Genomic DNA, 24,490 nt, shown 5'->3' with positions numbered 1-24,490 from the left:
AAAGGGCGCAGGTGTGAACGGTCCCCTCATCGTCCAGAGCGACAAGACCCTCCTTCTCGAAGTCGACCACGAGCTGGCGGACGCCTGCCGTCGCGCCATCGCGCCGTTCGCGGAGCTGGAGCGGGCGCCCGAGCACATCCACACCTACCGGGTCACCCCGCTCGGTCTGTGGAACGCGCGCGCCGCCGGGCACGACGCCGAGCAGGTCGTGGACGCGCTGGTCGAGTTCTCCCGGTACCCGGTCCCGCACGCCCTGCTCGTCGACGTCGCCGAGACGATGGCCCGCTACGGCCGGCTCACCCTCACCAAGCACCCCACCCACGGGCTCGTCCTGACGACCACCGACCGGCCGGTGCTGGAGGAGATCCTGCGGTCGAGGAAGATCCAGCCGCTCGTCGGCTCCCGGATCGACCCGGACACGGTGGCCGTGCACCCCTCCGAGCGCGGGCAGATCAAGCAGACGCTGCTGAAGCTGGGCTGGCCGGCGGAGGACCTCGCGGGCTACGTCGACGGCGAGGCGCACCGCATCGACCTCGACGAGACGGACTGGGCGCTGCGCCCGTACCAGAAGCAGGCCGTCGAGGGCTTCTGGCACGGCGGCTCCGGTGTCGTCGTCCTGCCCTGCGGCGCCGGCAAGACGCTGGTCGGGGCGGGGGCGATGGCGCAGGCCAAGGCCACGACGCTGATCCTGGTCACCAACACCGTCTCCGCCCGGCAGTGGAAGCACGAGCTGGTGCGGCGGACCTCGCTGACCGAGGACGAGATCGGCGAGTACAGCGGCACGAGGAAGGAGATCCGCCCGGTCACCATCGCCACCTACCAGGTGCTGACGACCAAGCGGAAGGGCGTCTACCCGCACCTGGAGCTGTTCGACTCCCGCGACTGGGGTCTGATCCTCTACGACGAGGTGCACCTGCTGCCCGCGCCGGTCTTCAAGTTCACCGCCGACCTCCAGGCGCGCCGCCGCCTCGGCCTGACCGCGACCCTCGTGCGCGAGGACGGCCGGGAGTCGGACGTCTTCTCGCTGATCGGGCCGAAGCGGTTCGACGCTCCCTGGAAGGAGATCGAGGCGCAGGGCTACATCGCGCCCGCCGACTGCGTGGAGGTACGGGTCAACCTCACCGACTCGGAGCGGCTCGCGTACGCGACCGCCGAGACGGAGGAGAAGTACCGCTTCTGCGCGACGACGGCGACGAAGCGGAAGGTGGCGGAACAGCTGGTCCGCAAGCACGCGGGGCAGCAGATCCTGGTCATCGGCCAGTACATCGACCAGCTCGACGAGCTGGGCGAGCACCTGGACGCCCCGGTGATCAAGGGCGAGACGTCGAACGCGCAGCGCGAGAAACTCTTCGACGCCTTCCGCAACGGCGAGATCAGCGTGCTGGTCGTCTCCAAGGTCGCGAACTTCTCGATCGACCTCCCGGAGGCGACGATCGCGATCCAGGTGTCGGGCACGTTCGGTTCGCGCCAGGAGGAGGCGCAGCGCCTCGGCCGCGTCCTGCGCCCGAAGGCGGACGGCCACAAGGCGCACTTCTACTCGGTGGTGGCGAGGGACACGATCGACCAGGACTTCGCGGCGCACCGCCAGCGGTTCCTGGCCGAGCAGGGCTACGCGTACCGGATCGTGGACGCGGACGAACTCCTGGCGGGCGAGGCGGAGGGCCCAGCGGACCCGGTCCACTGAGGGCGGGCGTCGAGGGCGTCCGCCGCCGGGTTCGGCCGAGCCCGAGGAAACCACCCCCGGCAGCGACCACCAACGGCCCCTGCCCTGGTCAGCCACGGCCGGGCTGGGTCACCGACGGCGGACGCCCGCCTCCTCCGCGTACTCGCCGAGGACGGCCACGGAGAACACGGCCTCGGCGAAGACCTTGATCGCGCGCAGGGCGTTGCCGACGCGGTGGGACGAGTGGTGGACGGCGCCCGTGGCGGTGGCGCCGCCGGGGGGCGTGGTGCCTGGGGCGAAAGTCGCTGTGCTCATGTCTCCATGGTGGCCTCGTCACCCGTCCGGAGCATCGCTCTGCGGGCTGAACCGCGCACCGGGGCGCCTCCTGCTCCCGACCGACAGCGTCCCCTACGGGGAGGACCGCCCCCCGGAAAAACCGTTCGCCTCCCTTCGGGGCCCTGACTACAATCGCGGGCTTGCCCCCGACGCGGTCGGGGCCTCTCCCGCCTCCCCCCGAGGAGCGCCACCGCCCGGACGGAAACCGGCCGGTCTGCCATGTCGTGACCACACAGCATCAGCCCGGAGGCAACCCGTGCCCGCGCACGCCCCAGTACCCGACGTCACTTCCGCCACGGCGGCGCCCACGGCCGACGGCGATCCGCTCGGACGCGAGCGGGCCCATCTGGCCGCCTCACGCGCCGCGTTGCGCGCGATGCGCGAGGACGTCGAGTCGCTCGACATCAAGGACGTGACCGCGAACTGGGTCAACGCGGTCGTCCTGGAAGCCCAGATCGAGGAGCGCATCAAGGCGCTGGCCGACCTGTCGCACACCCCGCTGTTCTTCGGCCGCCTCGACTACCTGCACACCGCGCAGGAAGGGCAGCGCTTCTACATCGGCCGCCGGCACGTGCACGACGCCGTCGGCGACCCGATGGTCATCGACTGGCGCGCCCCCGTCTCCCAGCCGTTCTACCGCGCCTCGCGCAAGGACCCGCAGGACGTGGGCCTGCGGCGGCGCTTCGGTTACACGGGCGGCGAGCTCACCGCGTACGAGGACGAGCACCTCACCGACCCTTCGGAGGCCGAGCAGACCTCCAAGCTCCTCCAGGCGGAGATCGAGCGGCCGCGCGTCGGCCCGATGCGGGACATCGTGGCGACGATCCAGCCCGAGCAGGACGAGATCGTCCGCAGCGGCCTGTCCGGCACGGTGTGCGTCCAGGGCGGGCCCGGCACCGGCAAGACGGCCGTGGGCCTGCACCGTGTCGCGTACCTCCTCTACGCCCACCGGGAACGATTGGCCCGCACCGGCACCCTCGTCATCGGGCCGAACCGCTCCTTCCTCCACTACATCGAGCAGGTGCTCCCGGCGCTGGGTGAGTTGGAGGTCAGGCAGTCCACCGTCGACGACCTCGTCGCCCATGTGGAGGTGCGCGGCGAGGACACGGCAGCGGCGGCGGTCGTGAAGGGGGACGCGCGGATGGCCGAGGTGCTGCGCCGCGCGGTCCGCTCGCACGTCACGCTGCCGACCGAGCCGCTGATGGTCGTGCGCGGGTCGCGACGCTGGCGTATCCCGGCGTACGAACTGGTGGAGATCGTCCGCGAGTTGCTGGACCGGAACGTGCGGTACGGCGCGGCGCGCGACGCGCTGCCCCAGCGGATCGCGCACGCGGTGCTGGTCCGCATGGAACAGGCGGGTGAGGCCCCGGACGACCGCGTCCAGGACGCCGTGGCGCGCAACGCGGCGGTGAAGGCGGCGGTCAAGGCGATCTGGCCGCCGGTGGACCCGGCCAAGCTCGTCCTGCGCCTGCTGTCCGACGGGGAGTTCCTCGCCGCGCACGCCGACGGGATCCTCACCGCCGAGGAGCAGGCCACGATCCTGTTCCCGAAGCCGCCCCGCAGCGTGAAGTCCGCGCAGTGGTCCCCCGCCGACGCGGTGCTGATCGACGAGGCGACGGACCTGGTGCAGCGCACGCACTCGCTCGGGCACGTCGTGCTCGACGAGGCGCAGGACCTGTCGCCGATGCAGTACCGGGCCGTGGGCCGCCGCTGCTCGACGGGTTCGGCGACGGTGCTGGGCGACCTGGCCCAGGGGACGACGCCGTGGGCGACGGCGTCGTGGGCGGAGGCGCTGTCCCACCTCGGCAAGCCGGAGGCGGCGGTCGAGGAGCTGACGGCGGGCTTCCGCGTGCCGCGCGAGGTGATCGCGTACGCCTCCCGCCTCCTCCCCCACATGTCCCCGGGCCTGGCCCCGGTCTCCTCGGTGCGCGAGAACCCGGGCTCTCTGGCGGTCCGCGCCGTGTCGGACCTGGACGCGGCGGTCGTCTCGGCCTGCCTGGAGTCCCTGACCCGGGAGGGCTCGATCGGCCTGATCGCCTCGGACGCCCGCGTGCCGGCACTGGCCGCGGCACTGGCGTCGGCCGGCCTGCCGTACCTGTCCCCGGGCGAGGAGACGACCCCCGACACCCGCCTGACGCTGGTGCCGGCGTCGCTGGCGAAGGGCCTGGAGTACGACTACGTGGTCCTGGACGAGCCGGCCGCGGTGGTCTCGGCCGAACCGGACGAACGCACGGGCCTGCGCCGCCTGTACGTGGCGCTGACGAGGGCGGTCTCGGGCCTGACGGTCCTGCACGCCCAGCCGCTGCCGGTGCAGTTGGGCTGACGGGGAGGGTCGGCGCGGCGCGGGCCCGGTCGAGGGTGTGACAGGGAAGCGCTGCTTCGGTCGCCATCCGGACGACGCTCACCGGGCCCCGGCCCTTCTGATCCACTTCCGGCTGGTTAGGTTCCGTGCGGAAGTACGGACGGCCGAGTGCCGACGCGCGGCGGAAGGGAGCGGGGCCCGTGATCACGTACGGCAAGGCCGGGGCGGCGGGGGAACAGGAGCGGGCCGAGAGGTGGCAGCGGATCTGGGGGCACCGGGAGGCGCTGCTGCGGGTGGCCCGGCGGCGGTCGGCGAGCCTGGAGGACGCCGAGGACGCCGTGCACGAGGCGATGGTGCGGGCCATGGAGCGGCCGGAGCTGGACGACGAACGGCTCGGCGGCTGGCTGACCACGGTGACGATGCGGCTGTGCGTCGACCGGCACCGTCAGGTCGTCCGGGAGGCGGAGGTGCACCGGCGGGCGGCGTGGGGGCTGCCCGGGTACGTCACCGTCGAGGACCGGGTGTGCGACCGGGCCGAGGCGCACTGGCTCACCCGGCGCGGCCGGGAGGAGTTGCCCGGGCGGCAGGCCGAGGCGCTCGGTCTGCAGGCGCAGGGCTTGGAGCTGGGGCAGATCGCGCAGCGGATGGGGCTCAGCTATCGGGCCGTTCAGTCGTTGCTGGCCCGCGCCCGCAAGACGCTGCGCGGTGTGCTGGCCGGGACCCTGGCCGTTCTGCTGTGGCCGTGGCGGGGCAGCCGTTCGACCTCGGTGGGCGGTGGCGTACCGGCCGGAGCGGCGCCGCTGATGACGGCCACCGTGGCGCTGACGGTCGCCGGGCTGACCCTGCTCGCCCCAGGTGCGGCCGCCCCCGCGCCGGGGAGCGGTCCGGGGCGCCCGGTGCCGGGGTCGGCCGAGCCGGGCAGCCGGACGGCACAGACGGTCCTGGAGCGGGGGGCGCCGAAGGGTCCGGCCACCCCGGCGGCCGACCCCGGTGCGGGGCTGCCCTACGGCGGCGCGCTACCTGGTCCGGGCGACAACGGGACGGGCACTCCGGGGGCACCGGGAACGCAGGGGGAGCCGGGCGGCCCGGGGCTGCCGGAAGCGCCGGGACTGCCGGAGGTGGCCGGTCCGGCGTTGCCGGGTGCGCCCAGGCTGCCGGAGGTGGCCGGTCCGGCGTTGCCGGGTGCGCCCAGGCTGCCGGAGGTCACAGAGCCCGCCCTGCCGGAGCCGGACGTTCTGGGCGCCGGGGACGCGGCTTCGGCGGCGTCCGCCGAGGCCACTGGCACCACCCTTCCACGAGCCGTCGAAGAGGCCACCGAATAAATCGCGAATCCGTGCGACGCAAGCCCCGCCTCTCCCCGTAGAGCGGCTGACAGTGCCACCAGCAGTGGCAACAGCTGCGAAGGAGAGGTCACTCAGTGGCTCACAGCAGAACCGGAGGGGGCAGCGACGGCGTGACGCGCGCCCTGCGCGGCGGGCTCGCCCTCACGCTGGCAGTTGTGGCGTCGGCGACTCTGCTGTCGTCCCCGTCCCAGGCCGCGTCCGGCGTGAACATCGGGCAGCGCTACAACGACGGCCTGGACAGCCGCTACAGCGTCACCAGCTTCACCAGCGCCGCGAACGCGATGGGCTACGACACCCTCGGCCACACGGGCGGCCGCAGCGCGACCAACACCTTCAACGACGGCACGGGGGCCGCCGTCCTCGGCTTGTTCGGCCACGCCAACGCCGGGATCTTCCAGACCGACGAGGGCCCCACCGACGCCGAGGACGCGATCCTGGCCGCCGGTACGGCCACCGACGTGGTCAGCCCGTACGCCAACCTCCGCTTCGTCTCCGAGTACTTCCCGTACGTCGAGGTCGACGACATGCGGCTGATGGTGCTGGCGGGCTGCTACACCTCGCTGAACGGCCCGTGGGGCAACTTCAACGACGCCGCCGTGTCCCGGGGCGTCGACTCGGTCATCAGCTTCAGCGGCCTTGTCTACTTCCCGGCGACCACCTCCGGAACGTCGATCAGCCTGACCAACTACTCGGGCAACTACTTCTGGGACCGCTTCGGCTACCACACCAAGACCGGCGTGACGATCAGCACCGCGCTGTACCGGGCCCGTACCGACCTGGTGGCCAAGGAGGGCAGCGCCGGGGGCTGGAACAACTACGTGATCCGGGGCGCCGTCGGCAACCCGGCCGACGTCCGGCTCAAGCCCGCCGGGAACGGTGAGCCGCTGAACAGCCAGCCGCTCGCCACCCTCCCCTTCACCACCTTCAGCCGGCTCACCCCCACCGCGTCCACCACCGCCGAGGGCCCGGACGGCGCCGAGCTGACGGATGTGACGACTGCCGAGGGCGTCCAGTACCGGCAGCGGCAGGACGGCACCGTCCTGGACGCCGTGGGCACTGCGTCGACCGAGGGCGAGGTGACCCTCTCCGCCGCCGAGGCCCGTACCGCCGCCCAGGACTTCGCGAAGGCCAACGTCCCCGGCTTCGGCGCGGACTGGCGGCTGGTCACCGACGAGACCACCAGCCACATCGAAGGCGACGCGGTGCGGCTGCTGCGCTGGCGGACCGTCGCCGACGGCCGGGACGCCGCGCGCGAGGTGACGGTGGAGCTGGACCGGCGCACCGGCGCGGTCGTCAGCTTCTCCGCCGCCCGGGGCACGGCCGACAGCGCCGCCTTCCCGGTGACCGCGGAGCAGGCCGAGGCCACGGCCCGCGAGCTGACCGGCGACCGCACCACGGCCGCCACGGTGGTGGCCGACACCTGGAACGCCAGCCGCTGGACGGTCACCTTCGACCGTGCCCCGACGGGCTGGTCCGAGGCCCGCGTCCCGGACGCGGACCGAGTCGAGATCGACGCCCGCACCGGCGAGGTCCTCTCCCGCACCACGGCCTGAACGAAAGTGAGAAGAGCGACATCATGAGACCCCACCCCGCCCGGCGGCTGCGCCGGGCCTTCCTCGCGCCGGTGCTCGCCGCCGGCCTGCTGCTCGGTGGCGCGATGCCGACGCAGGCCGCCACCTCGGCGGCCCCGGCGGCCGTCTCCGTCACCGACGACAGCGTCGAGCTGAGCTGGTCCTCCGTCTCCGGCGCCACCGCTTACCTCGTCATCGACGACCGGGCACACGAAGTGCTCTGGCGCGGCGGGCAGACCGCCGCCACGCTTCCCGTCCAGGCCCCGACCTCCGTCTCCGTCCTCGTCGTCGCGCTGACCGAGCAGGGCCCGCGCCTGGTCGCCAAGGCGCTGGCCACCGTCCCCGACGCGGCCTCGGGCCTGACCCCCCTCACCGCCGTCACCACCGCCACCGGCACCACCGTCGGCTGGGGCGCCCTGCCGGACGCGGCCGACTACGAGGTCACGGCCGACGGCACGAAGCTCACCACGACCGCCGTCACCCAGCTGCAGACCGAGACGGCGCTGGGCGAGAACGCCGAGTACACGATCGACGCCGAGCTGGTCCGGCCCGCCGAGGAGATCGCCGAGGACACCGTCACTCGTTCCACCTACGGCGTCGAGGTGACCCCGGCGACCACGGACGTGTCGCAGACCCCCAGCGATGCCCGGCCCGGCGACACGCTGCCCGCGAACGTCCGCACCCTGACGACGTCCCGTACGACGTACGAGACGTACATCCCCATGAGCTACCTGCAGGGGGAGAGCTGGGGCTTCGGCTTCCCCTGCGAGTCGGCCGACGACAACGCCCCCTGGTTCTCCGGCGACGGCCGGAGCACCGGCTACGACACCGGGAAGAACCGCACCAAGGCCGCGTCCAACCACTACTGGACCAGTGCCTCGACCTGGACGTCGAAGGGCGTCAGCCCCACCAAGCGCTACCGGAAGGTGGGAAGCACCTACTACTACGACTCCCAGCGCACGGCCGGCGGCGACGGCTTCGTCATCCGGCCGCTGCAGAACGACGGCCGGTATGCCCGCACGGTGATCGAGCACAATGTCGGCAACCCGTACTGCACCGGGATCGCCGATATCAGCTACGACAACCAGCAGGACCTCTATCAGAACGGTTCGCACTGGATCTACGGTGCCCATGACAAGATGCCGAATCACCAGTTCTACCGTTACGACCAGTACTCCGACGGGACCTCTTACCTGAATCTGGTCTTCGATCACGCGCTGGAAGACCCGAAGTGCCTCGCGGGCTGGATGGGCGGCTGCTCGGCACAGCAGTACCAGTACACCCGCTGAGAAAATGCCGAATGCGCCGTGGACCGGCGCCGGCCTGCGGCTTCGGCCGAAGGTCCCGCGCCGGTCCACGGCCGGTCACCACACAGGAAAGATGACATGAACGAGCAACAGAAGGTCGGCATACGGATCATTCGCTGGGTGCTGGGACTGGCCTTTCTGGGGTTTTTTTTGTTCGCGTCCGTAGTCGCGGCAAGTTTCGCCGGGTGGGGGTTCGGTGAGCGGACGACCGCGGAAAGGTTCCAGGACGCGATTCCCTCCCTGTTGATGTCCTTGGCGTGGGGGGCCGTCGCCATCGCCGGTTTCCGCCTGTCGGTCGGCTACCGCCTGATCTCCTGGTGGCTCGCCTGCGCCCTGATCATCCCGGCCTACGCGGCGCTGCACACCGCGGACGTGCTGTAGAGCGGACCGGTACCCCTCAGCCACTGGCCGACTCCCTGGGGGCGTCATGCGCCCCCGGCCACACCCCTACACGTCCAGCGCCTCGCGCCACTCCGCGACCGCCTCGGGTGACACCGGGCGGGACCAGCCCGCCGGGCGGGACGCGCCGCCGATGTGGAACGCCCGGACTCCCGCCGCCCGCAGCTGCGGAACGTGGGCGAGGCGCAGGCCGCCTCCGACGAGGAGCGCCGCCTCGTAGCCGGCTTCGCCCCGCCGCGCCGCCTCCGCGAGCAGCGTCGGCAGCCCGTCGTCGACGCCCTCCGGGGACCCCGCCGTCAGGTACGTGTCCAGGCCCGGCACGTCCGCCAGCTGCTTGCGCAGCGCGTCGCGGTCCGCCGCGCGGTCGATCGCCCGGTGGAACGTCCAGCGGCAGCCGCCCAGCACCGCCACCAGCCGTTCGACGGTCACGAGGTCCGGGTGGCCGTGGTCGTCCAGGAAGCCGAACACGAACTCGTCCGCGCCCTCCGCCCGCAGCCCCTCCGCCGCCCGGACCAGCGCGTCGACGTCTTCCGGACCGCCCGCCGAGAACCCGTCCGTCAGGCGGAGCATGACGCGCACCGGGATGTCCACGGCCGCCCGGACGCGGGCGAAGGTCTCTCTCGCCGGGGTCAGACCGTCGGCCGCCATGTCGGCGACCAGCTCCAGCCGGTCGGCCCCTCCGGAACGCGCTGCGACCGCGTCCTCCGCGTCGAGGGCGATCACCTCCAGGAGTGCACGGTTGCTCATGGGCCCATTCCTCCAGGAGAGACGGCTGCGGCGGTACCCGGCCCCTTCGGGCCGAGAGGTCTAGTCCAATATCCCAGCCTAGTACCCATCGCACCCTCACGGCAGCCGCACACCGCACTCCGGCACCCGGGTTCCCCGGTCACGCCGACCCTCACCCCTTGCGCCTCTTACGGGCAGGGGGTATACAAGAGGTGAGCCGAAGATACCCCCCTGGGGTATCACCCCGTCGATGAGGAGCAGGAATGCCGACCGCAGCCGCCCACCCGGCCACCACCGCAGCACGCGAGGTCGAACTCGCCATCGGCGGGATGACCTGCGCCTCGTGCGCGGCGCGTATCGAGAAGAAGCTGAACCGCATGGACGGCGTCGAGGCGACCGTGAACTACGCGACCGAGAAGGCGAAGGTCACCTTCGCCGACGGCACCGAGGTCGCGGACCTGATCGTGACCGTCGAGGCCACCGGCTACACCGCCCACGAGCCCGCCCCGCCCCGGGTCACTCCCGAGGAGAGTGGTGAAGCACCGGAGAGCGACGCACTGGCACCCCTGCGCCAGCGCCTGATCACGGCCGTGGTGCTCTCCGTGCCCGTCATCGCGATGGCGATGGTCCCGGCCCTGCAGATCGAGTACTGGCAGTGGCTCAGCCTCACCCTCGCCGCCCCGGTCGTCACCTACGCCGCCTGGCCCTTCCACCGCGCCGCGTTCACCAACGCCCGCCACGGCGCGGCCACCATGGACACCCTGATCTCGGTCGGCACCTCGGCAGCGTTCCTGTGGTCGCTGTGGGCCCTGTTCTTCGGGACCGCCGGCACGCCCGGCATGACGCACCCCTTCGAGCTGACGATCGGCCGCAGCGACGGCGCCGGGAACATCTACCTGGAGGCGGCCGCCGGGGTCACCGCGTTCATCCTGGCCGGGCGGTACTTCGAGGCCCGCTCCAAGCGCAAGGCGGGGGCCGCCCTCAAGGCGCTGCTGGAACTGGGCGCCAAGGAGGTCACGGTCCTGCGCGGCGGCCGGGAGGAGACGATCCCCACGGCCGGACTCCAGGTGGGGGACCGGTTCCTGGTGCGTCCCGGGGAGAAGATCGCCACCGACGGCACCGTCGTCGAGGGCGCCTCCGCCGTCGACGCCTCTATGCTCACCGGCGAGTCCGTTCCCGTGGAGGTCACCGTCGGCGACGGCGTCACCGGCGCGACCCTGAACGCCGGCGGCCGCCTGGTCGTCGAGGCCACCCGCGTCGGCGCCGACACCCAGCTCGCCCGCATGGCCAAGCTGGTGGAGGACGCGCAGAACGGCAAGGCCGCCGCCCAGCGGCTCGCCGACAGGATCTCCGCCGTCTTCGTCCCCGTCGTCATCGGCCTCGCCCTCGCGACACTCGGCTTCTGGCTCGGCAACGGCGCGGGCTGGACCGCCGCCTTCACCGCCGCCGTCGCCGTCCTGATCATCGCCTGCCCCTGCGCCCTGGGCCTGGCCACGCCGACCGCGCTCATGGTCGGCACCGGCCGCGGCGCCCAGCTGGGCATCCTGATCAAGGGACCCGAGGTGCTGGAGACCACCCGCAAGGTGGACACCATCGTCCTCGACAAGACCGGCACCGTCACCACCGGCAGGATGACCCTGCTCACCGTCCACACCGCCGGCACCACCACCGAGACCGAAGTCCTGCGGCTGGCGGGCGCGTTGGAACACGCCTCCGAGCACCCCATCGCCCAGGCCGTCGCGACCGGGGCGTTGGACCAGGTCGGCCCCCTGCCCACCCCCGAGGACTTCGCCAACATCCCCGGCCTCGGAGTCCAGGGCATCGTCGACGGCCACGCCGTCCTCGTCGGCCGGACCAAGCTCCTCGCCGAGTGGGCCATGGAACTGCCCGCCGACCTGGCCCGCGCCCAGCACGAGGCCGAGGCCGCCGGCCGCACGGCGATCGCGGTCGCCTGGGACGGCGAGGCCCGCGCCGTCCTGGAGGTCGCCGACGCCGTCAAGGACACCAGCGCCGAAGCCATCCGGCGGCTGCGCGCCCTCGGCCTCACCCCGATCCTGCTCACCGGCGACAACAAGGCCGTCGCCGAGACCGTGGCGAAGGAGGTCGGCATCGACGAGGTCGTCGCCGAGGTCATGCCCGAGGACAAGGTGAACGTCGTCAAGCGCCTCCAGGCCGAGGGCCGCAGCGTCGCCATGGTCGGCGACGGCGTCAACGACGCCGCCGCACTCGCCCAGGCCGACCTCGGACTCGCCATGGGCACCGGCACCGACGCCGCCATCGAGGCCGGCGACCTCACCCTCGTACGGGGCGACCTCAACGCCGCCGCCGACGCCATCCGTCTCTCCCGCAAGACGCTCGGGACCATCAAGTCCAACCTGTTCTGGGCCTTCGCCTACAACGTCGCGGCCCTCCCCCTCGCCGCCGCCGGCCTCCTCAACCCGATGATCGCCGGAGCCGCGATGGCCTTCTCCTCCGTGTTCGTCGTCGGCAACTCCCTCCGACTCCGCAGCTTCAAGGCGGCCGGGTGAAGCCCCTCCCCCTCAGTCGAAGATGAGGAGCTCCCGCTCCGTCGCACCCGTCAGTCCGTACCGCGTCCCGGTGAGCGGCCTCCCTGCGTACAGCCTGATCAGGGTGGCCGCGTCGCCGGTGTAGCGGGCGGGCTGCGGGCTGTCGGCGCCGAGGACGAGGGGCTCGTCGCGCCCGTCGAGCAGGGCCAGCAGCGGCACCGTCTTCCGGGCCCTGGTCAGGGCGTCGCGCTCGGTGCGCAGCAGAAGCCCGGGCAGTTCGGCGTCTCGTACGCATTCCATGCCGCCCAGCCAACCGCATGGGCGTCCGTACGTCAGCCGGGTCGGGGCCCCGCCCGTGCCGCTCCGCGCGGGAGCCACTCTAGAGTCGGCACATGAGCGACGCCGCCGCCGATCTCCGTGCCCGCTGGACCCAGGCCCTCATCGCCGTCCGCAAAGGGGCGGACGGGCCCGATCCCGTGCCCTACGCCGACAACCTCCTCGGCCGCTGGGCCGAACCGCAGCGGCGCTACCACACCACGGCGCATCTCATCGCGGTGCTGGACCATGTCGACACCCTGGCCTCCCACGCCGCCGACCCCGACCTCGTGCGTCTCGCGGCCTGGTTCCACGACGCGGTGTACCTGCCGGACCGTTCCGAGAACGAGGAGCGCTCCGCCCGGCTCGCCGAGCGTGCCCTTCCCGAGGCAGGGGTGAGCGCCGGTGCCACCGCCGAGGTCGCCCGGCTCGTCCGCCTCACCGTCACGCACGACCCGGCCGGCGACGACCGCAACGGCCAGGTCCTGTGCGACGCCGATCTGGCGATCCTGGCCGCGGCCCCGGAGGCGTACGCGGCCTATGCGGCGGCGGTGCGCGAGGAGTACGCGTTCGTCCCCGAGGAGGCGTTCCGCGACGGGCGGGCGGCGGTGCTGCGCCAGTTGCTGCGGCTGCCGCGCCTGTTCCACACCCCGTACGGCGCGCGCGAGTGGGAGGAGCCCGCCCGCCACAACCTCACGGTGGAGCTGGAACTGCTGGCCGCGTCGTGAGGGGCAACGCGGGCGGCCCGTGGCTCGGCGGCACGGTCATCGACGCGGACCTCGGCTTCGCGTCGACGGCGTGGGCGGGCGCGGCGATGACCGTCGTGGCGATCGCGCTCGTCGCCGTGTCGCTGCGGCTGCACAGCAGGTCCCGTCTGGTGACGGGCTCGGCCGCGGACCCGCGGGGCGCGGCGGCCCTGACCGAGCACGCCTGACGACAGGCCCTAGGCGGACGGGCGGTTCTTGGGCCTGCGCAGGCCCGCGTCGGTCAGGCGGCGTACGAGCTCCTTGGAACCGATCTCGACCGCCCCCGCCGCCACCGCGTCCGCGTACCGGTGCGAGGGCACGTCGTAGTGGTCGCGTTCGAACGCGCGGCGCGGGCAGCCGATCGACTCGGCGAACGCGTGCAGTTCGTCGAAGGACACGTCGCTGACCATGTGCGACCACATGCGGCCGTGGCCCGGCCAGCTCGGCGGGTCGATGTAGACCGTCACCGCAGGCCGCCCACCGGCGCCACCACGACCCCGGCCTTGCCGCACACCCAGTGCGGGTCCGCCCCCAGTTCGGGCTCGATCTCCAGCGCGTGCGGGTCGCCCGCGTCGCAGACAGGGCACAGCGGCCAGCGGCCGTGCCGTTCCAGCAGAGCGTCCTGGACGTCCTGGGCGACGAGCCCCGCGACGTACGCGACGCCCTCGGGCCACTGCTCGGCCCACCACCGGCGGTGCGACACCGCCTCCTCGACCAGCGACACGACACCGGCGTCGGCCACGTCGCGGGCGGCGAGGTCGGCGAGCACCAGCGCGCGGGCGGCGTGCAGTGCCTGTTCCAGTGGGTTCGTCCGATCCATGTCCCCATTGTCTCCGGGTCTTGACGGCACCCGAAATACGAAAATATCTTTCAGATGTGACCAATCCAGTGAAGGAAATTTTCAGCGGTGAGGCACCCTTCCCCGCCGCTCCCGGCACACGGGAGGTTCCCCCTCCCGCCGCCCTCGCGGCGAAGGTGCGCACGCTCTCGCCGTCCATGACCCGCTCCATGCAGCGGGTCGCCGAAGCCGTCGCCGACGATCCGGCAGGCTGCGCCGCCCTCACGGTCACCGGACTCGCCGAGCTCACGGGCACCAGCGAGGCGACCGTCGTCCGCACCGCCCGCCTCCTCGGCTACCCCGGCTACCGCGATCTGCGCCTCGCGCTCGCCGGTCTCGCCGCCCACCAGGAGTCGGGCCGCGCGCCCGCCCTCACCACCGACATCGCCGTCGACGACCCGATCGGGGACGTCGTCGCCAAGCTCGCGTACGACGAGCAGCAGACGCTCGCCGACACCGCCGCCGGCCTCGACACCGTGCAGCTCGGCGCGGCCGTGGCCGCCGCGGCCACGGCCCGCCGCATCGACATCTACGGCGTCGGCGCCTCCTCCCTCGTCGGCATGGACCTCGCCCAGAAGCTGCTGCGCATCGGCCTGATCGCGCACGCGCACAGCGACCCGCACCTCGCGGTGACCAACGCCGTGCAGCTGCGCTCCGGCGACGTCGCCGTCGCCATCACGCACTCCGGCTCGACGGGGGACGTGATCGAGCCGCTGCGGGTGGCGTTCGACCGGGGCGCCACGACGATCGCGATCACCGGCCGCCCGGACGGCCCCGTGTCGCAGTACGCCGACCACATCCTCACGACCTCCACCGCGCGCGAGAGCGAACTGCGCCCGGCCGCGATGTCCTCCCGCACCAGCCAACTACTGGTCGTCGACTGCCTGTTCATCGGCGTGGCACAGCGCACGTACGAGTCGGCGGCGCCTGCCCTCGCCGCGTCGTACGAGGCTCTCGCGCACCGCCACAGCCCGCGCACCCGCTGACCCCCCACACGCCGTACGTCCCGAGAAAGCAGAGCCGCTCCTCATGACCCCCACCTACGGTGAACTCCGCGCCCAGCTCGCCACGCTCACGACGGAGGCGTTCCGTCCCGAGCTCTCCGACATCGACCGGCTGCCGACGCTGGAGATCGCGCGCCTCATGAACGGCGAGGACGAGACCGTCCCCGCCGCCGTCGCCGCCCAACTGCCCGTCATCGCCGCCGCGATCGACGCCACGGCCGAGCGCATGTCCCGAGGCGGCCGGCTGATCTACGCGGGGGCGGGCACGGCGGGTCGCCTCGGTGTCCTGGACGCCAGCGAGTGCCCGCCGACGTTCAACACGGACCCGTCGGAGGTCACGGGCCTGATCGCGGGCGGCCCGACGGCGATGTTCACGGCGGTCGAGGGTGCGGAGGACAGCAAGGAGCTGGCGGCGGCGGACCTGGACGCGCTGAAGGTGACCGAGGACGACACGGTGGTCGGCATCTCCGCGTCGGGCCGCACGCCGTACGCGATCGGCGCGGTGGAGCACGCGCGATCGCTGGGCGCGCTGACGATCGGCCTGTCCTGCAACGCGGCGAGCGCGCTGGGCGCGGCGGCGGACCACGCCGTCGAGGTCGTGGTCGGTCCCGAACTGCTCACGGGCTCGACGCGGTTGAAGGCGGGCACGGCGCAGAAGCTGGTCCTCAACATGATCTCGACGATCACGATGATCCGCCTCGGCAAGACGTACGGAAACCTGATGGTGGGACGTGCGCGCGTCGAACGACAAGCTGCGGGCGAGGTCCCGGCGGATCGTGTCGCTGGCGACGGGGGCGGCGGACGAGGAGATCGAGGCGGCGCTCGAGGCGACGGGAGGAGAGGTGAAGAACGCGATCCTGGTGATTCTGGGGGGAGTCGACGCGGGCACGGCGTCCGCCTTGCTGACCCGCTCGAACGGCCACCTGCGCGCGGCGCTGGCGGACCGGTCCGCGCCCATCGCAGCCCCTCCGGCGCTTGAGGAGCGGGGTCCGGGGCAGAGCCCCGCAACCGGGCTCGCGTAGCGAACTACTCTCACCCCGTGCCCGACGACATACCGCTCCGCCGCCGCGTCCTCGACCCCCGGCAGGACGGCCCCGCCCTCAAGGTGCTCACGCACCCGCTGCCCATCCGGCTGCCCGGGATGCTGCGGCAGGACGACCCCGCCGCCGCCGGCGAACTCGCCCTGCGCACCGGCGAGTCGTCCGCGTCGACCAGCTACCACCTGCGCGTCCTCGCCCAGCAGGCCTTCATCGACGAGGCCGGCAGCCGCAACGGCCGGGAGCGGCGCCGGCGGGCCCTGCCCCTCGCCGGGGAGGAGCACCCGTGACGGTTCTCGACCCCCGTTCCGCACGCCGTCGCTTCGTCGCCGCCACCGGGCTCTTCTGGCTCCCGGTCGGCCTCTACATCCCCTCCCAGGTCCTGCTGATGACCGAGCGCGGCATGAGCCTCGCCGTCGTCGCCGCGCTCTTCGCCGTCCACTCGGTCACCGTCTCCGTCATGGAGCTGCCCACCGGCGGCCTCGCCGACGTCGTCGGCCGCCGGCCCGTCCTCGCCACCGCCGGGCTGCTCAACGCCGCCGCCCTCACCGTGCTCGCGCTCGGCACCACCGTCTGGACGCTCGCCGTCGCCATGCTCCTGATGGGCTCGGGCCGCGCCCTGTCCAGCGGCCCCGCGGAGGCGTGGTACGTCGACACGGTCCAGGCCCACTCCGGTCCGGGCGCCGAACTGCGCACCGGGCTCGCCCGCGCGGGCACCGCCTCCGCCGCCGCGCTGGCCGCCGGAACCCTCGTCGGCGGCGGGCTGCCGCTCCTCCTCCGCCTCGGCCCCGACCTCGGCGCGGCCACCGGCGGCGTGCTGCTGCCGCTCTCCGCCCCGGCCCTGCTCGGCGCGGCCCTCGGCGCCGGCTACGTCGCGTACGTGCTGCTCGCCCTCCCCGAGCCGCCCCGGCCCCGCACCACGCTGCGCGCCGTGCTCCGCGGCGTACCCGCCACCGTGCTCGGCGGACTGCGTCTGGGGGCGGGGGACGCCCTGGTCCGGCGTCTCCTGATGACGGCGGGCGCGGCCGGTGCCGGCCTGGCCACCGTCGAACTGCTCACCCCGGGCCGCGCCGCCGGCCTGACGGGCGCGCCCGAGTCCGGTGCCGTGCTGTTCGCGGCCCTGGCCTGCGCGGGGTTCGTCTGCACCGCGATCGGCAGCCACTTCGCGCCCCTTGCGGCCCGGGTGACGGGCAGCGGCGAACACGCGGTGCTCGCGAGCATCGGGCTGAGCGCCGCCGGTCTGATCCTGCTCGGCGCGACCGCCGCGTCGGACGGACCGGTGGCCCTCGCGCTCGCCGCCCTCGGCTACGGCCTGATCTACCTGGGCCTCGGCTCGGCGGGACCCAACGAGAACGACCTGCTGCACCACCGCGTCGACAGCGCAGTCCGCGCCACGGCCCTGTCCGTGCGGTCCCTCGCGCTCCAGTCGGTCGGCGCGCTGGCGGGTGTGGTCGCGGGCGCCCTGCCGGCCGGCCCGCCCGCGTGGCTCCTGGGCGGCGCGGTCCTGTGCGCGGGCGCGCTGCTGTGGGCCCGCCGCCCGGACCAGCGCCCTCCCCTCACGGCGTACCCGGAACCGCCCCGCGCGACAGAGGCAGCCGCCGGGCGTTGAATGGAACGCATGGGTGTCCGACGGTACGGAAGGCACCGCAGGGGCAGGCCACGCGTGTACGTCGCGGCAGGTCTGGCCTCTGTCCTGGCGGCGACGTACGCCACGACGGCGACGACGGCCGCGGCCGGCCCGCCGCCCCGCTCCGCTGCCGCCCCCCGGGCCGTCGCCCCGATGATCACGGACAAGCAGGTGGCCGACGCCGTCGCGAAGCTCGGCGGGCAGATCCGGGCGGGCATGGAGAAGACCGGCGTACCGGGTGTCGCCGTCGCCGTCGTCCACAAGGACAAGGTCGTGTACCTGAAGGGTTTCGGCGAGCGTGAGGTCGGCAAGGCGGGCGCCGTGTCCCCGGACACGGTGTTCCAGCTCGCCAGCCTGTCGAAGCCGGTCGCCTCGACCGTCGTCGCCGACGCGGTGGGCGACAAGGCCCTTGACTGGGGCACCCCCGTGACCCGGCATCTGCCCGACTTCGCGCTCAAGGACGCGTGGGTGACGCGGCACGTGACGGTCGCCGATCTGATGTCCCACCGCAGCGGGCTGCCCGACCACGCGGGTGACCTGCTCGAAGACCTCGGCTACGACCAGCAGTACATCCTCGGCCACCTGCGGTTCGAACCTCTGTCGCCATTCCGCGCGAGCTACGCGTACACCAATTTCGGTTTCACCGCGGCGGCCGAGGCGGTCGCCGACGCGAAGGACACGACGTGGGAGAAGCTGGCCGAGGACTCGCTGTACCGGCCGGCCCGCATGACGGCGACCAGTTCGTCCTTCGCCGACTACGAGAAGGCCGCGAACAAGGCGGTCACCCACGTCGAGAACGCGCAGGGCCACTGGGAGGCGAAGTTCGTCCGCGACGCCGACGCCCAGTCCCCGGCCGGCGGGGTCAGTTCCACGGCCCGTGACATGACGCGGTGGCTCCGCCTGCAACTCGCGAACGGCAAGCTCGCGGGCGAGCAGATCGTCCCCGCCGAGCAGTTGCAGCGCACCCACCTTCCGGAGATCGTCTCCCAGCCGCCCGCGCCCCCGACGGACCGGGCCGGCTTCTACGGCCTCGGCTGGAACGTCAGTTACGACGACCAGGGCCGTCTGCGCCTGAGCCACTCGGGCGCGTTCGGGCTCGGCGCGAACACCAGCGTGACGATGCTGCCTGCCGAGCAGCTCGGCATCGTCGTCCTCACCAACGGCAGCCCGGTGGGTCTCGCCGACTCCGTCGCCTTCAACTTCTTCGACACGGCACAGCAGGGCGGGCCGACGCAGGACTGGCTGTCCCTGATCGGCCAGGTCTACGAGAAGGAGGAGCAGGCGGGCCGCTCCCCCACCGACTACACGAAGCCGCCGTCGGGCGCCGCCGACGCGAGGGCCGACGACGTGTACACCGGGACGTACCGCAACGACTACTACGGCCCGCTGACGGTCACCGCCGACGACGGCGCGCTGTCACTGCATCTGGGGCGGAAGCCCCTGCGGTTCGCGCTCACCCACTACAGCGGTGACACGTTCAGCTTCGAGACAGTGGGTGAGAACGCGGTCGGCCGCACGGGCGTCACGTTCACCGTCGGCGACGACGGACAGGCGTCGCGGGTGAAGGTGGAAAGCCTCGACACGAACGGCCTGGGCACCTTCACCCGCGAGTGAACCGGGCGGCTTCACCCGCGCGTGAAGCCGGGTCCCTTCCCCCTCGAACGGGCCCGCCCGGACTACGCCTTCGCCACCGGCCGGTAGGTGCACACGTTCACGCCCGTACCGCTGGTGACCGTGGAGACCAGTTCCAGCGTCCGCAGCGCACCGTCGTCGGGGAAGATCTTCTTCCCGCCGCCGAGGAGCACCGGCATGATCATGAGCCGGAGCTCGTCGACCAGACCCTCGCCCAGGAGGGTGCGCGCCAGTTCGGAGCTCCCCATGACCAGCAGGTCGCCGCCGTCGGCCTCGCGCAGCTTCCGGATCCGGGCCACGGCCTCGTCGCCGGGGATGCGCGTGGTGTTGTCCCACGTCAGCTCGTCGTCGCCGAGCGTGCGCGAGACGACGTACTTCGGGAGGGAGTTCATCCGGTCGGCGAACGGGTCACCGGCGCGGTCGGGCCACGCCGCGGCCATCGTCCGCCACGTGCGGCGCCCGAACAGCAGCGCCTCGGCCTTGGACAGCGCGTCGTCGAAGGTGCCGCCCACGACCTCCGGGTCGAAGAACGGATGCGTCCAACCTCCGTGCGCGAAGCCGCCGTCGGTGTCCTCACCCTGACCGCCAGGCGCCTGCACGACGCCGTCCAGGCTCATGAACTCAACTGTCACTATGCGCACGGGACTCGCTCCTGTTCCTCACTGTGGTGGGTACGGCAGAAGAGACTGCCGGGCCGTTCGAAAATCATCGCGCCTCACGCACCCTGCCCCCGCAGCGTCACTCCGTACCGGGTGCGCAGGCGGTCGATCTCCCACCACGCCACCGCCGACACCGACGCCGGGCCGCCGATCACGGCACAGATCTGGACGAGCGGCGGGCCGGGCGGCATGCCGGCCGTCACCAGGTTGATCGCCGCGAGCTCCCACACCAGCACGCCCGTCAGCAGGGCGGGGAGCGCGGCATGGATCTCGGCGGTGTCGAACGCGCCCCGGACGACCGTCGACGAAGCGAAGGCGACGAAGAACAGCACCCACAGGACGGGCAGGAGCAGCGCGAAGGTGAGCAGCGTGCTGAGCACGCCGTCGGGCAGGGCCCGGCTGAGGAACATGACCCCGGCGAACAGGATCGGCACCGCCGTGAAGGCGCCGAAGTACCGCAGCGCCAGGCGGACGGCGGGCCGCACCCGCGCGCGCATCGCCGCCCGCGCGTGGGCGGGCGCGAGGCGGAACAGGACGGCGATCACGACGGGGGCGGTGAGCAGCAGCAGCCAGGGCGTGACCGCGAGCCGGAAGAGCGCCTGGTCCTGCGCCTGCGACCAGTCCGCCTCGGTGCCGTACGCGACCAGGATGGCGAAGGACGCGGCGAGCGCGATCCAGGCGCGGATCTTCTGCACCCGCAGGGCGTCCGGGTCCTGGATGCGGCGGTGGCTGTGCACGGGGAAGACCGAGCGGGCCGTCCGCCGCGCCGAGCGGGCGACCGGGTAGCAGATCACCATGAAGAGCACCGGCCAGACGCAGAAGAGGATCGCGACCCACGCACAGCCGGGAACCGGGAGACGGCTCATCACCTCCCGCAGCGGCGGCCACTCGTCCTCGCGGAACCGCTGCCACAGCGTGGTGGCGGGCGGCCGGTACGGCGGTGGTCCGTACGGCGAGGGAGGCGGCACGTACGGCGGCGGCACGCAGGGGTGCGGCGGCACATACGGCGGCGGCACGGTGGGCGGCGGCGGGCCCCCGTTCGGCTGCCACGTCGGGCCGTACGGATTCTGTCCCCCGAAGGTCACGCCGGATTCCTCCCTGCGGTGAGTGATGCCGGGTGACGATCTTGCTGGATCCCGGGGAAGAGTCAACTCCCGGCCGCATCACGGCAGATGCCGCGGGACGCGAAAACGGGGAGCCGCCGGACACGCAGCGGCGTACCCTCGACCGTATGAGCCGACGACGACATTGATCCACGGCAGCAGGTCCCGGAACGGGCTGTCGCGGGCCGCCGCGCGGGTGAGCACCCGGCGTCCCCGTCCGTTCCGCAGAAGGACCACACACCATGCTCACCGCTTCGCCGTGCCCGTCCGGCCGGCCGGTCTCCTCCGGCTCCCCCGACCCCCGCGTCCGCGCCCTCGCGCGCAGGCTCTACGCCTACGCGGGCCTCGAGGACTTCGTCCTGCTCTACCCGCTGTACGCGCTGCTGTTCGCCGAGAACGGCCTGACCACCGCCGAGATCTCGTCCCTGTTCGCCGTCTGGTGCGTCGTCGGCCTGCTGGTGGAGGTCCCGTCGGGCGTCTGGGCCGACGCCGTCTCGCGCCGGGCCATGATGGTCGCCGGTCCGCTGCTGTCCGCCGCCGGCTTCGCGCTGTGGGCCGTCACCCCGTCGTACGCCGCGTACGCCGCCGGCTTCACGCTCTGGGCCGTCGGCGGATCCCTGCGCTCGGGCTCGATGGAGGCCCTGGTCCACGACGAGCTCGAACGGCTCGGCGCCGCCGACCGGTACGGCCGGCTCATGGGCAGGGCGGCCGCCGTGAGCATGGCCGCGGCGGCCACCGCCACCGCGGCCGCCGCCCCCGCCCTCGTCGTCGGCGGGCACGCCCTGGTGTGGGGCGTGAGCATCGCCGCCTGCGTGCTGTGCGCGGCGGTCGGCGCGACGCTGCCCGAGCACCGGGACCGCACCCGCCCCGAGGGCGCGGAGGAGCCCGGCTACCTGGCGACGCTGCGGGCCGGCCTGTCCGAGGTGCGCGGCAGCCGGCCCGTCCGGCACGCGATGCTGCTCGCCGTCGTGATCACCTCGCTGTGGGGAGCGCTCGACGAGTACCTGCCGCTGCTCGCCGCCTCCACGGGGGTCGCGACCGAGACCGTTCCACTGCTCGTGCTGGTGGCGTGGGTCGGCGTGACGCTCGGCTCGCTGCTGGTGACGGCAGGCGAACGGCTCTCCCCACGTGCGCTCGGCACGCTGGTCGCCGCCGCGGCGTGCGCGCTCGCGGCGGGCGCCCTGTCGGGCAGGCCCTCCGGTTTCGTGCTGGTCGGTGCCGCGTTCCTCGTCTTCCAACTGGCGGACGTGCTCGCCGACGTACGCCTCCAGGCGGCGATCACCGGGCCGAGCCGCGCGACGGTCACCTCGCTGACCGGCCTGGGCACGAGCCTGGCCTCCCTGGCCGCCTACGGCGCCTACGCGGCGCTGTCGCCGCGCGCGTCGCACGGTGTGGTCTTCGCGCTGCTGGCCGTGCCGTACCTCGTCGTCGCCGTGGCGCTGGGGCGGCGCCGGCCGGCCCGTCCCGACTCCTGAGGAGGATGCGGAGACCGGTCCGCTCTCCGCTAGCCTGTCGGCCATGCACGGGGGATTAGAAGATCACTCTGATGTGAGCGCCAGCGGGGCGAAGCCTCTCGAGCCGTCGGATCCGCGGCGGATCGGCTCGTTCGCCCTTCTCGGCGTCCTCGGCTCGGGCGGCATGGGCCGGGTCTACCTCGGTACGGCGGCGGGGCAGTACGCCGCGGTCAAGCAGGTGCTGCCCGCCCTCGCCGAGGACCACGACTTCCTGCGCCACTTCGGGCACGAGCTCGACAACCTGGCGCGGCTGCCCGCCGGGGTCAGCGCGCGGCTGCTCGCCAGTGACCGCGTCGTGCAACCGCCGTGGTTCGCCACGGAGTACATCCCCGGAATCACCCTGAGCGAGGCGCTGCGCCTGCACGGCTGCCCGCTGCCGGCCGACAGTCTCTGGCGGCTGCTGCGCGACGCGGCGGACGGCCTCCGCGCCGTGCACGCCGTCGACATGGTGCACCGCGACCTGAAGCCCTCCAACGTCATGCTGACTCTCGACGGCCTGACGCTCATCGACTTCGGCGTGGCGCGGGCGGCCGACCAGAGCAGGCTGACGCGGACGGGCATGGTCATCGGCACACCGGCGTACATGGCACCGGAACAGGCCGTGGCCGACCGCCGGTTGTCCCCCGCGGCGGACGTGTTCGCGCTCGGCAGCCTGCTGCTGTACGCGGCGAACGGACGTCCGCCGTTCGGCGACGGGTCCGGGCCCGGCCTGCTCTACCGCATCGTCCACACCGATGCCGACCTCGGCCGGCTGCCCGACACCGACCCCGGGCTGTCGGCCGTCGTCGAGTCGTGCCTCGCCAAGGATCCCGCCCAACGGCCCACGGCGGCCGAGCTGTTCGACCGCGCCCGAGGTCACGTGCCGGCCGCGACGACCTCGCCCTGGCCCCCGGACGTCATGGACCGGATCACCGAGCGGGCCGCCTTCGCCGCGAACCCGCCGCCGGCGGTCGGGCCCGAGCCGGAGTCGCCGGCTCACGCGCCCCTTGCGCCCGCGAGCGGGCCCGCAGCGCCCGAGGCGAGCGCCACCACTCCCCGCAAGCCGCGCGAACGCCGCACCCGCGTGCTGTTCTTCGCGATGCCCGTCGTGGTCGTCGTGGGCACGACCCTCACCATCGCCCTCGCTCCCTGGGAGGGCTCTTCCGAGGCCGCGGGCCCCGGCGGCTCGACCCCTACGGCCGTCGTCTCGCCCTCCGGGTCGGCGGGAGGAGGGCAGTCCCCGAAGCCCACGCCGCCGTCGTCCCGCCCTCCGGGTCCCAAGCCGGGATCGAGCTCGTCGCCCGCTTCCCCGGGCGCCCCCGGCGGTGGCGGGAACGACGGCACGGGAAACGCCGGCGCCGGAAGCGCCGCCGGAGGCTCGACCGTCACCGGCGGTTCAGGCTCCGGCGGTTCGAGCGGCTCGGGCGACTCCGGCACCTCAGCCGGGGCCAAGCCCCCGGCGCAGCCCGCGCCCTCGGGGACGTACCTCCTCAAGGGTGCCGCGACGGGCCGGTGCCTGGCCGACTCGTACTCCGCCTACTCGGGCTCTTCCGTCTCCAACTCGGTGTGCGGCGCGCCGTCGGGCAACGGGACCACCATGAACTACCGGTGGACGTACGAACCGATCTCGGGCACCACCTTCCGGCTGGTCAGCCGGGGCACCGGCCGTTGCATCGAATCCCGGAGCTACGCGGGGGTCGCGATCGTGGACTGCAACGGCTCCGAAGCCCAGGCATGGCAGACCACCGCGACGAAGCCGAGCGGCCACACCCTGCAGAACGTCGCCGACAAGATCTGCCTGGCGATGCCCAGCTCCATCGGCTTCGAGTCGGCCTCCTGCAATCCCTCGGACACGGCACAGCTCTGGCGCAACTCCTGACCG

At 73.1% G+C, this 24,490-nt stretch carries 21 protein-coding genes and 2 pseudogenes; 16 read left to right on the top strand and 7 right to left on the bottom strand.

What is annotated here, in order from left to right:
- The first annotated feature begins 13 nt into the window (after positions 1–13).
- Positions 14–1,684, top strand: coding sequence for a DNA repair helicase XPB (locus tag QFZ82_RS22410; RefSeq protein WP_307714844.1), 1,671 nt, complete (start codon positions 14–16; stop codon positions 1,682–1,684).
- Positions 1,685–1,792: 108 nt separating this feature from the next.
- Here QFZ82_RS22410 and QFZ82_RS22405 read toward each other — a convergent pair whose 3' ends face one another.
- Positions 1,793–1,978 carry a hypothetical protein gene (locus tag QFZ82_RS22405; RefSeq protein ID WP_307714843.1) on the bottom strand — a complete coding sequence of 62 codons (186 nt, stop codon included), beginning with the start codon at positions 1,976–1,978 and terminating at the stop codon, positions 1,793–1,795.
- A gap of 277 nt (positions 1,979–2,255) precedes the next feature.
- Here QFZ82_RS22405 and QFZ82_RS22400 point away from each other — a divergent pair, with 277 nt between their 5' ends.
- The 5 genes from QFZ82_RS22400 to QFZ82_RS22380 all read left to right on the top strand — a co-directional run bounded on the left by QFZ82_RS22400 (position 2,256) and on the right by QFZ82_RS22380 (position 8,903).
- Positions 2,256–4,322 (top strand): UvrD-helicase domain-containing protein, encoded by a 2,067-nt coding sequence (locus tag QFZ82_RS22400; protein WP_373429312.1) that lies wholly within the window; start codon positions 2,256–2,258, stop codon positions 4,320–4,322.
- A gap of 179 nt (positions 4,323–4,501) precedes the next feature.
- On the top strand, positions 4,502–5,623 hold the full coding sequence (locus QFZ82_RS22395; protein WP_307714842.1) for an RNA polymerase sigma factor: 1,122 nt from the start codon (positions 4,502–4,504) through the stop codon (positions 5,621–5,623).
- 95 nt (positions 5,624–5,718) lie between these two features.
- Positions 5,719–7,197, top strand: coding sequence for a PepSY domain-containing protein (locus QFZ82_RS22390; RefSeq protein WP_307714841.1), 1,479 nt, complete (start codon positions 5,719–5,721; stop codon positions 7,195–7,197).
- A gap of 23 nt (positions 7,198–7,220) precedes the next feature.
- Entirely contained in the window at positions 7,221–8,504 is a 1,284-nt protein-coding gene (locus tag QFZ82_RS22385; protein WP_307714840.1) for a hypothetical protein, read from the top strand.
- Between the two features lie 96 nt (positions 8,505–8,600).
- Positions 8,601–8,903 carry a hypothetical protein gene (locus QFZ82_RS22380; RefSeq protein ID WP_307714839.1) on the top strand — a complete coding sequence of 101 codons (303 nt, stop codon included), beginning with the start codon at positions 8,601–8,603 and terminating at the stop codon, positions 8,901–8,903.
- A 66-nt stretch (positions 8,904–8,969) separates the two neighbouring features.
- On the opposite strand, the gene QFZ82_RS22375 is transcribed toward QFZ82_RS22380, so the two are convergent.
- A complete protein-coding gene (locus QFZ82_RS22375) occupies positions 8,970–9,668 on the bottom strand; it encodes a copper homeostasis protein CutC (RefSeq protein WP_307714838.1) in 699 nt (232 codons plus the stop codon).
- 242 nt (positions 9,669–9,910) lie between these two features.
- On the opposite strand from QFZ82_RS22375, the gene QFZ82_RS22370 reads away from it, so the two are divergent.
- Positions 9,911–12,175 (top strand): cation-translocating P-type ATPase, encoded by a 2,265-nt coding sequence (locus QFZ82_RS22370; RefSeq protein ID WP_307714837.1) that lies wholly within the window; start codon positions 9,911–9,913, stop codon positions 12,173–12,175.
- Positions 12,176–12,187: 12 nt separating this feature from the next.
- On the opposite strand, the gene QFZ82_RS22365 is transcribed toward QFZ82_RS22370, so the two are convergent.
- Positions 12,188–12,454, bottom strand: a complete 267-nt coding sequence (locus QFZ82_RS22365) for a hypothetical protein (protein WP_307714836.1) — start codon at positions 12,452–12,454, stop codon at positions 12,188–12,190.
- A gap of 92 nt (positions 12,455–12,546) precedes the next feature.
- Here QFZ82_RS22365 and QFZ82_RS22360 point away from each other — a divergent pair, with 92 nt between their 5' ends.
- Positions 12,547–13,197, top strand: a complete 651-nt coding sequence (locus tag QFZ82_RS22360) for a hypothetical protein (protein WP_307714835.1) — start codon at positions 12,547–12,549, stop codon at positions 13,195–13,197.
- The gene (locus tag QFZ82_RS22355) at positions 13,194–13,403 is read left to right on the top strand and encodes a hypothetical protein (protein WP_373429311.1); all 210 of its coding nucleotides are present in this window, start codon (positions 13,194–13,196) and stop codon (positions 13,401–13,403) included. Before QFZ82_RS22360 ends, QFZ82_RS22355 begins: the two co-directional genes overlap by 4 nt.
- 9 nt (positions 13,404–13,412) lie before the next feature.
- Here the strand turns inward: QFZ82_RS22355 and QFZ82_RS22350 are convergent, their stop codons facing one another.
- Both QFZ82_RS22350 and QFZ82_RS22345 read right to left on the bottom strand, forming a co-directional pair.
- The gene (locus QFZ82_RS22350; RefSeq protein ID WP_177150310.1) at positions 13,413–13,682 is read right to left on the bottom strand and encodes a DUF4031 domain-containing protein; all 270 of its coding nucleotides are present in this window, start codon (positions 13,680–13,682) and stop codon (positions 13,413–13,415) included.
- Entirely contained in the window at positions 13,679–14,035 is a 357-nt protein-coding gene (locus QFZ82_RS22345; protein WP_307714834.1) for a hypothetical protein, read from the bottom strand. The genes QFZ82_RS22350 and QFZ82_RS22345 overlap by 4 nt, the downstream gene beginning before the upstream one ends.
- Positions 14,036–14,091: 56 nt before the next feature.
- On the opposite strand from QFZ82_RS22345, the gene QFZ82_RS22340 reads away from it, so the two are divergent.
- The 5 genes and pseudogenes from QFZ82_RS22340 (at position 14,092) to QFZ82_RS22320 (ending at position 19,335) form a co-directional block, all read left to right on the top strand.
- A complete protein-coding gene (locus tag QFZ82_RS22340; RefSeq protein WP_307714833.1) occupies positions 14,092–15,039 on the top strand; it encodes a MurR/RpiR family transcriptional regulator in 948 nt (315 codons plus the stop codon).
- A 43-nt stretch (positions 15,040–15,082) separates the two neighbouring features.
- Positions 15,083–16,079, top strand: a pseudogene (murQ, locus tag QFZ82_RS22335) (N-acetylmuramic acid 6-phosphate etherase).
- A gap of 17 nt (positions 16,080–16,096) precedes the next feature.
- Positions 16,097–16,357 (top strand): annotated as a pseudogene (locus QFZ82_RS22330) (winged helix-turn-helix domain-containing protein); the annotation flags it as partial.
- A gap of 23 nt (positions 16,358–16,380) precedes the next feature.
- Positions 16,381–17,703, top strand: a complete 1,323-nt coding sequence (locus QFZ82_RS22325; RefSeq protein ID WP_307714832.1) for an MFS transporter — start codon at positions 16,381–16,383, stop codon at positions 17,701–17,703.
- A gap of 9 nt (positions 17,704–17,712) precedes the next feature.
- Positions 17,713–19,335, top strand: coding sequence for a serine hydrolase (locus tag QFZ82_RS22320; RefSeq protein WP_307714831.1), 1,623 nt, complete (start codon positions 17,713–17,715; stop codon positions 19,333–19,335).
- A gap of 62 nt (positions 19,336–19,397) precedes the next feature.
- On the opposite strand, the gene QFZ82_RS22315 is transcribed toward QFZ82_RS22320, so the two are convergent.
- Positions 19,398–19,994 (bottom strand): dihydrofolate reductase family protein, encoded by a 597-nt coding sequence (locus QFZ82_RS22315; protein WP_307714830.1) that lies wholly within the window; start codon positions 19,992–19,994, stop codon positions 19,398–19,400.
- Positions 19,995–20,068: 74 nt separating this feature from the next.
- On the bottom strand, positions 20,069–21,097 hold the full coding sequence (locus QFZ82_RS22310; RefSeq protein WP_307714829.1) for a hypothetical protein: 1,029 nt from the start codon (positions 21,095–21,097) through the stop codon (positions 20,069–20,071).
- A 260-nt stretch (positions 21,098–21,357) separates the two neighbouring features.
- Between QFZ82_RS22310 and QFZ82_RS22305 the strand changes: the two genes are divergently transcribed.
- Both QFZ82_RS22305 and QFZ82_RS22300 read left to right on the top strand, forming a co-directional pair.
- On the top strand, positions 21,358–22,590 hold the full coding sequence (locus tag QFZ82_RS22305) for an MFS transporter (protein WP_307714828.1): 1,233 nt from the start codon (positions 21,358–21,360) through the stop codon (positions 22,588–22,590).
- 73 nt (positions 22,591–22,663) lie between these two features.
- Positions 22,664–24,487, top strand: coding sequence for a serine/threonine-protein kinase (locus QFZ82_RS22300; RefSeq protein WP_307714827.1), 1,824 nt, complete (start codon positions 22,664–22,666; stop codon positions 24,485–24,487).
- Positions 24,488–24,490 lie beyond the last annotated feature (3 nt).

Source organism: Streptomyces sp. V4I23, from assembly GCF_030817975.1.
Taxonomy (GTDB): Bacteria; Actinomycetota; Actinomycetes; order Streptomycetales; family Streptomycetaceae; genus Streptomyces.
Note: the sequence above shows the minus strand (reverse complement) of the source record. Positions and strands in the feature narration are given on the sequence as shown.

Coding starts and splice junctions, on each gene's coding strand:
- QFZ82_RS22405 (WP_307714843.1), bottom strand. CDS start 1,978: ATGAGCACAGCGACTTTCGCCCCAGGCACCACGCCCCCCGGCGGCGCC.
- QFZ82_RS22385 (WP_307714840.1), top strand. CDS start 7,221: ATGAGACCCCACCCCGCCCGGCGGCTGCGCCGGGCCTTCCTCGCGCCG.
- QFZ82_RS22380 (WP_307714839.1), top strand. CDS start 8,601: ATGAACGAGCAACAGAAGGTCGGCATACGGATCATTCGCTGGGTGCTG.
- QFZ82_RS22375 (WP_307714838.1), bottom strand. CDS start 9,668: ATGAGCAACCGTGCACTCCTGGAGGTGATCGCCCTCGACGCGGAGGAC.
- QFZ82_RS22370 (WP_307714837.1), top strand. CDS start 9,911: ATGCCGACCGCAGCCGCCCACCCGGCCACCACCGCAGCACGCGAGGTC.
- QFZ82_RS22365 (WP_307714836.1), bottom strand. CDS start 12,454: ATGGAATGCGTACGAGACGCCGAACTGCCCGGGCTTCTGCTGCGCACC.
- QFZ82_RS22360 (WP_307714835.1), top strand. CDS start 12,547: ATGAGCGACGCCGCCGCCGATCTCCGTGCCCGCTGGACCCAGGCCCTC.
- QFZ82_RS22345 (WP_307714834.1), bottom strand. CDS start 14,035: ATGGATCGGACGAACCCACTGGAACAGGCACTGCACGCCGCCCGCGCG.
- QFZ82_RS22320 (WP_307714831.1), top strand. CDS start 17,713: ATGGGTGTCCGACGGTACGGAAGGCACCGCAGGGGCAGGCCACGCGTG.
- QFZ82_RS22305 (WP_307714828.1), top strand. CDS start 21,358: ATGCTCACCGCTTCGCCGTGCCCGTCCGGCCGGCCGGTCTCCTCCGGC.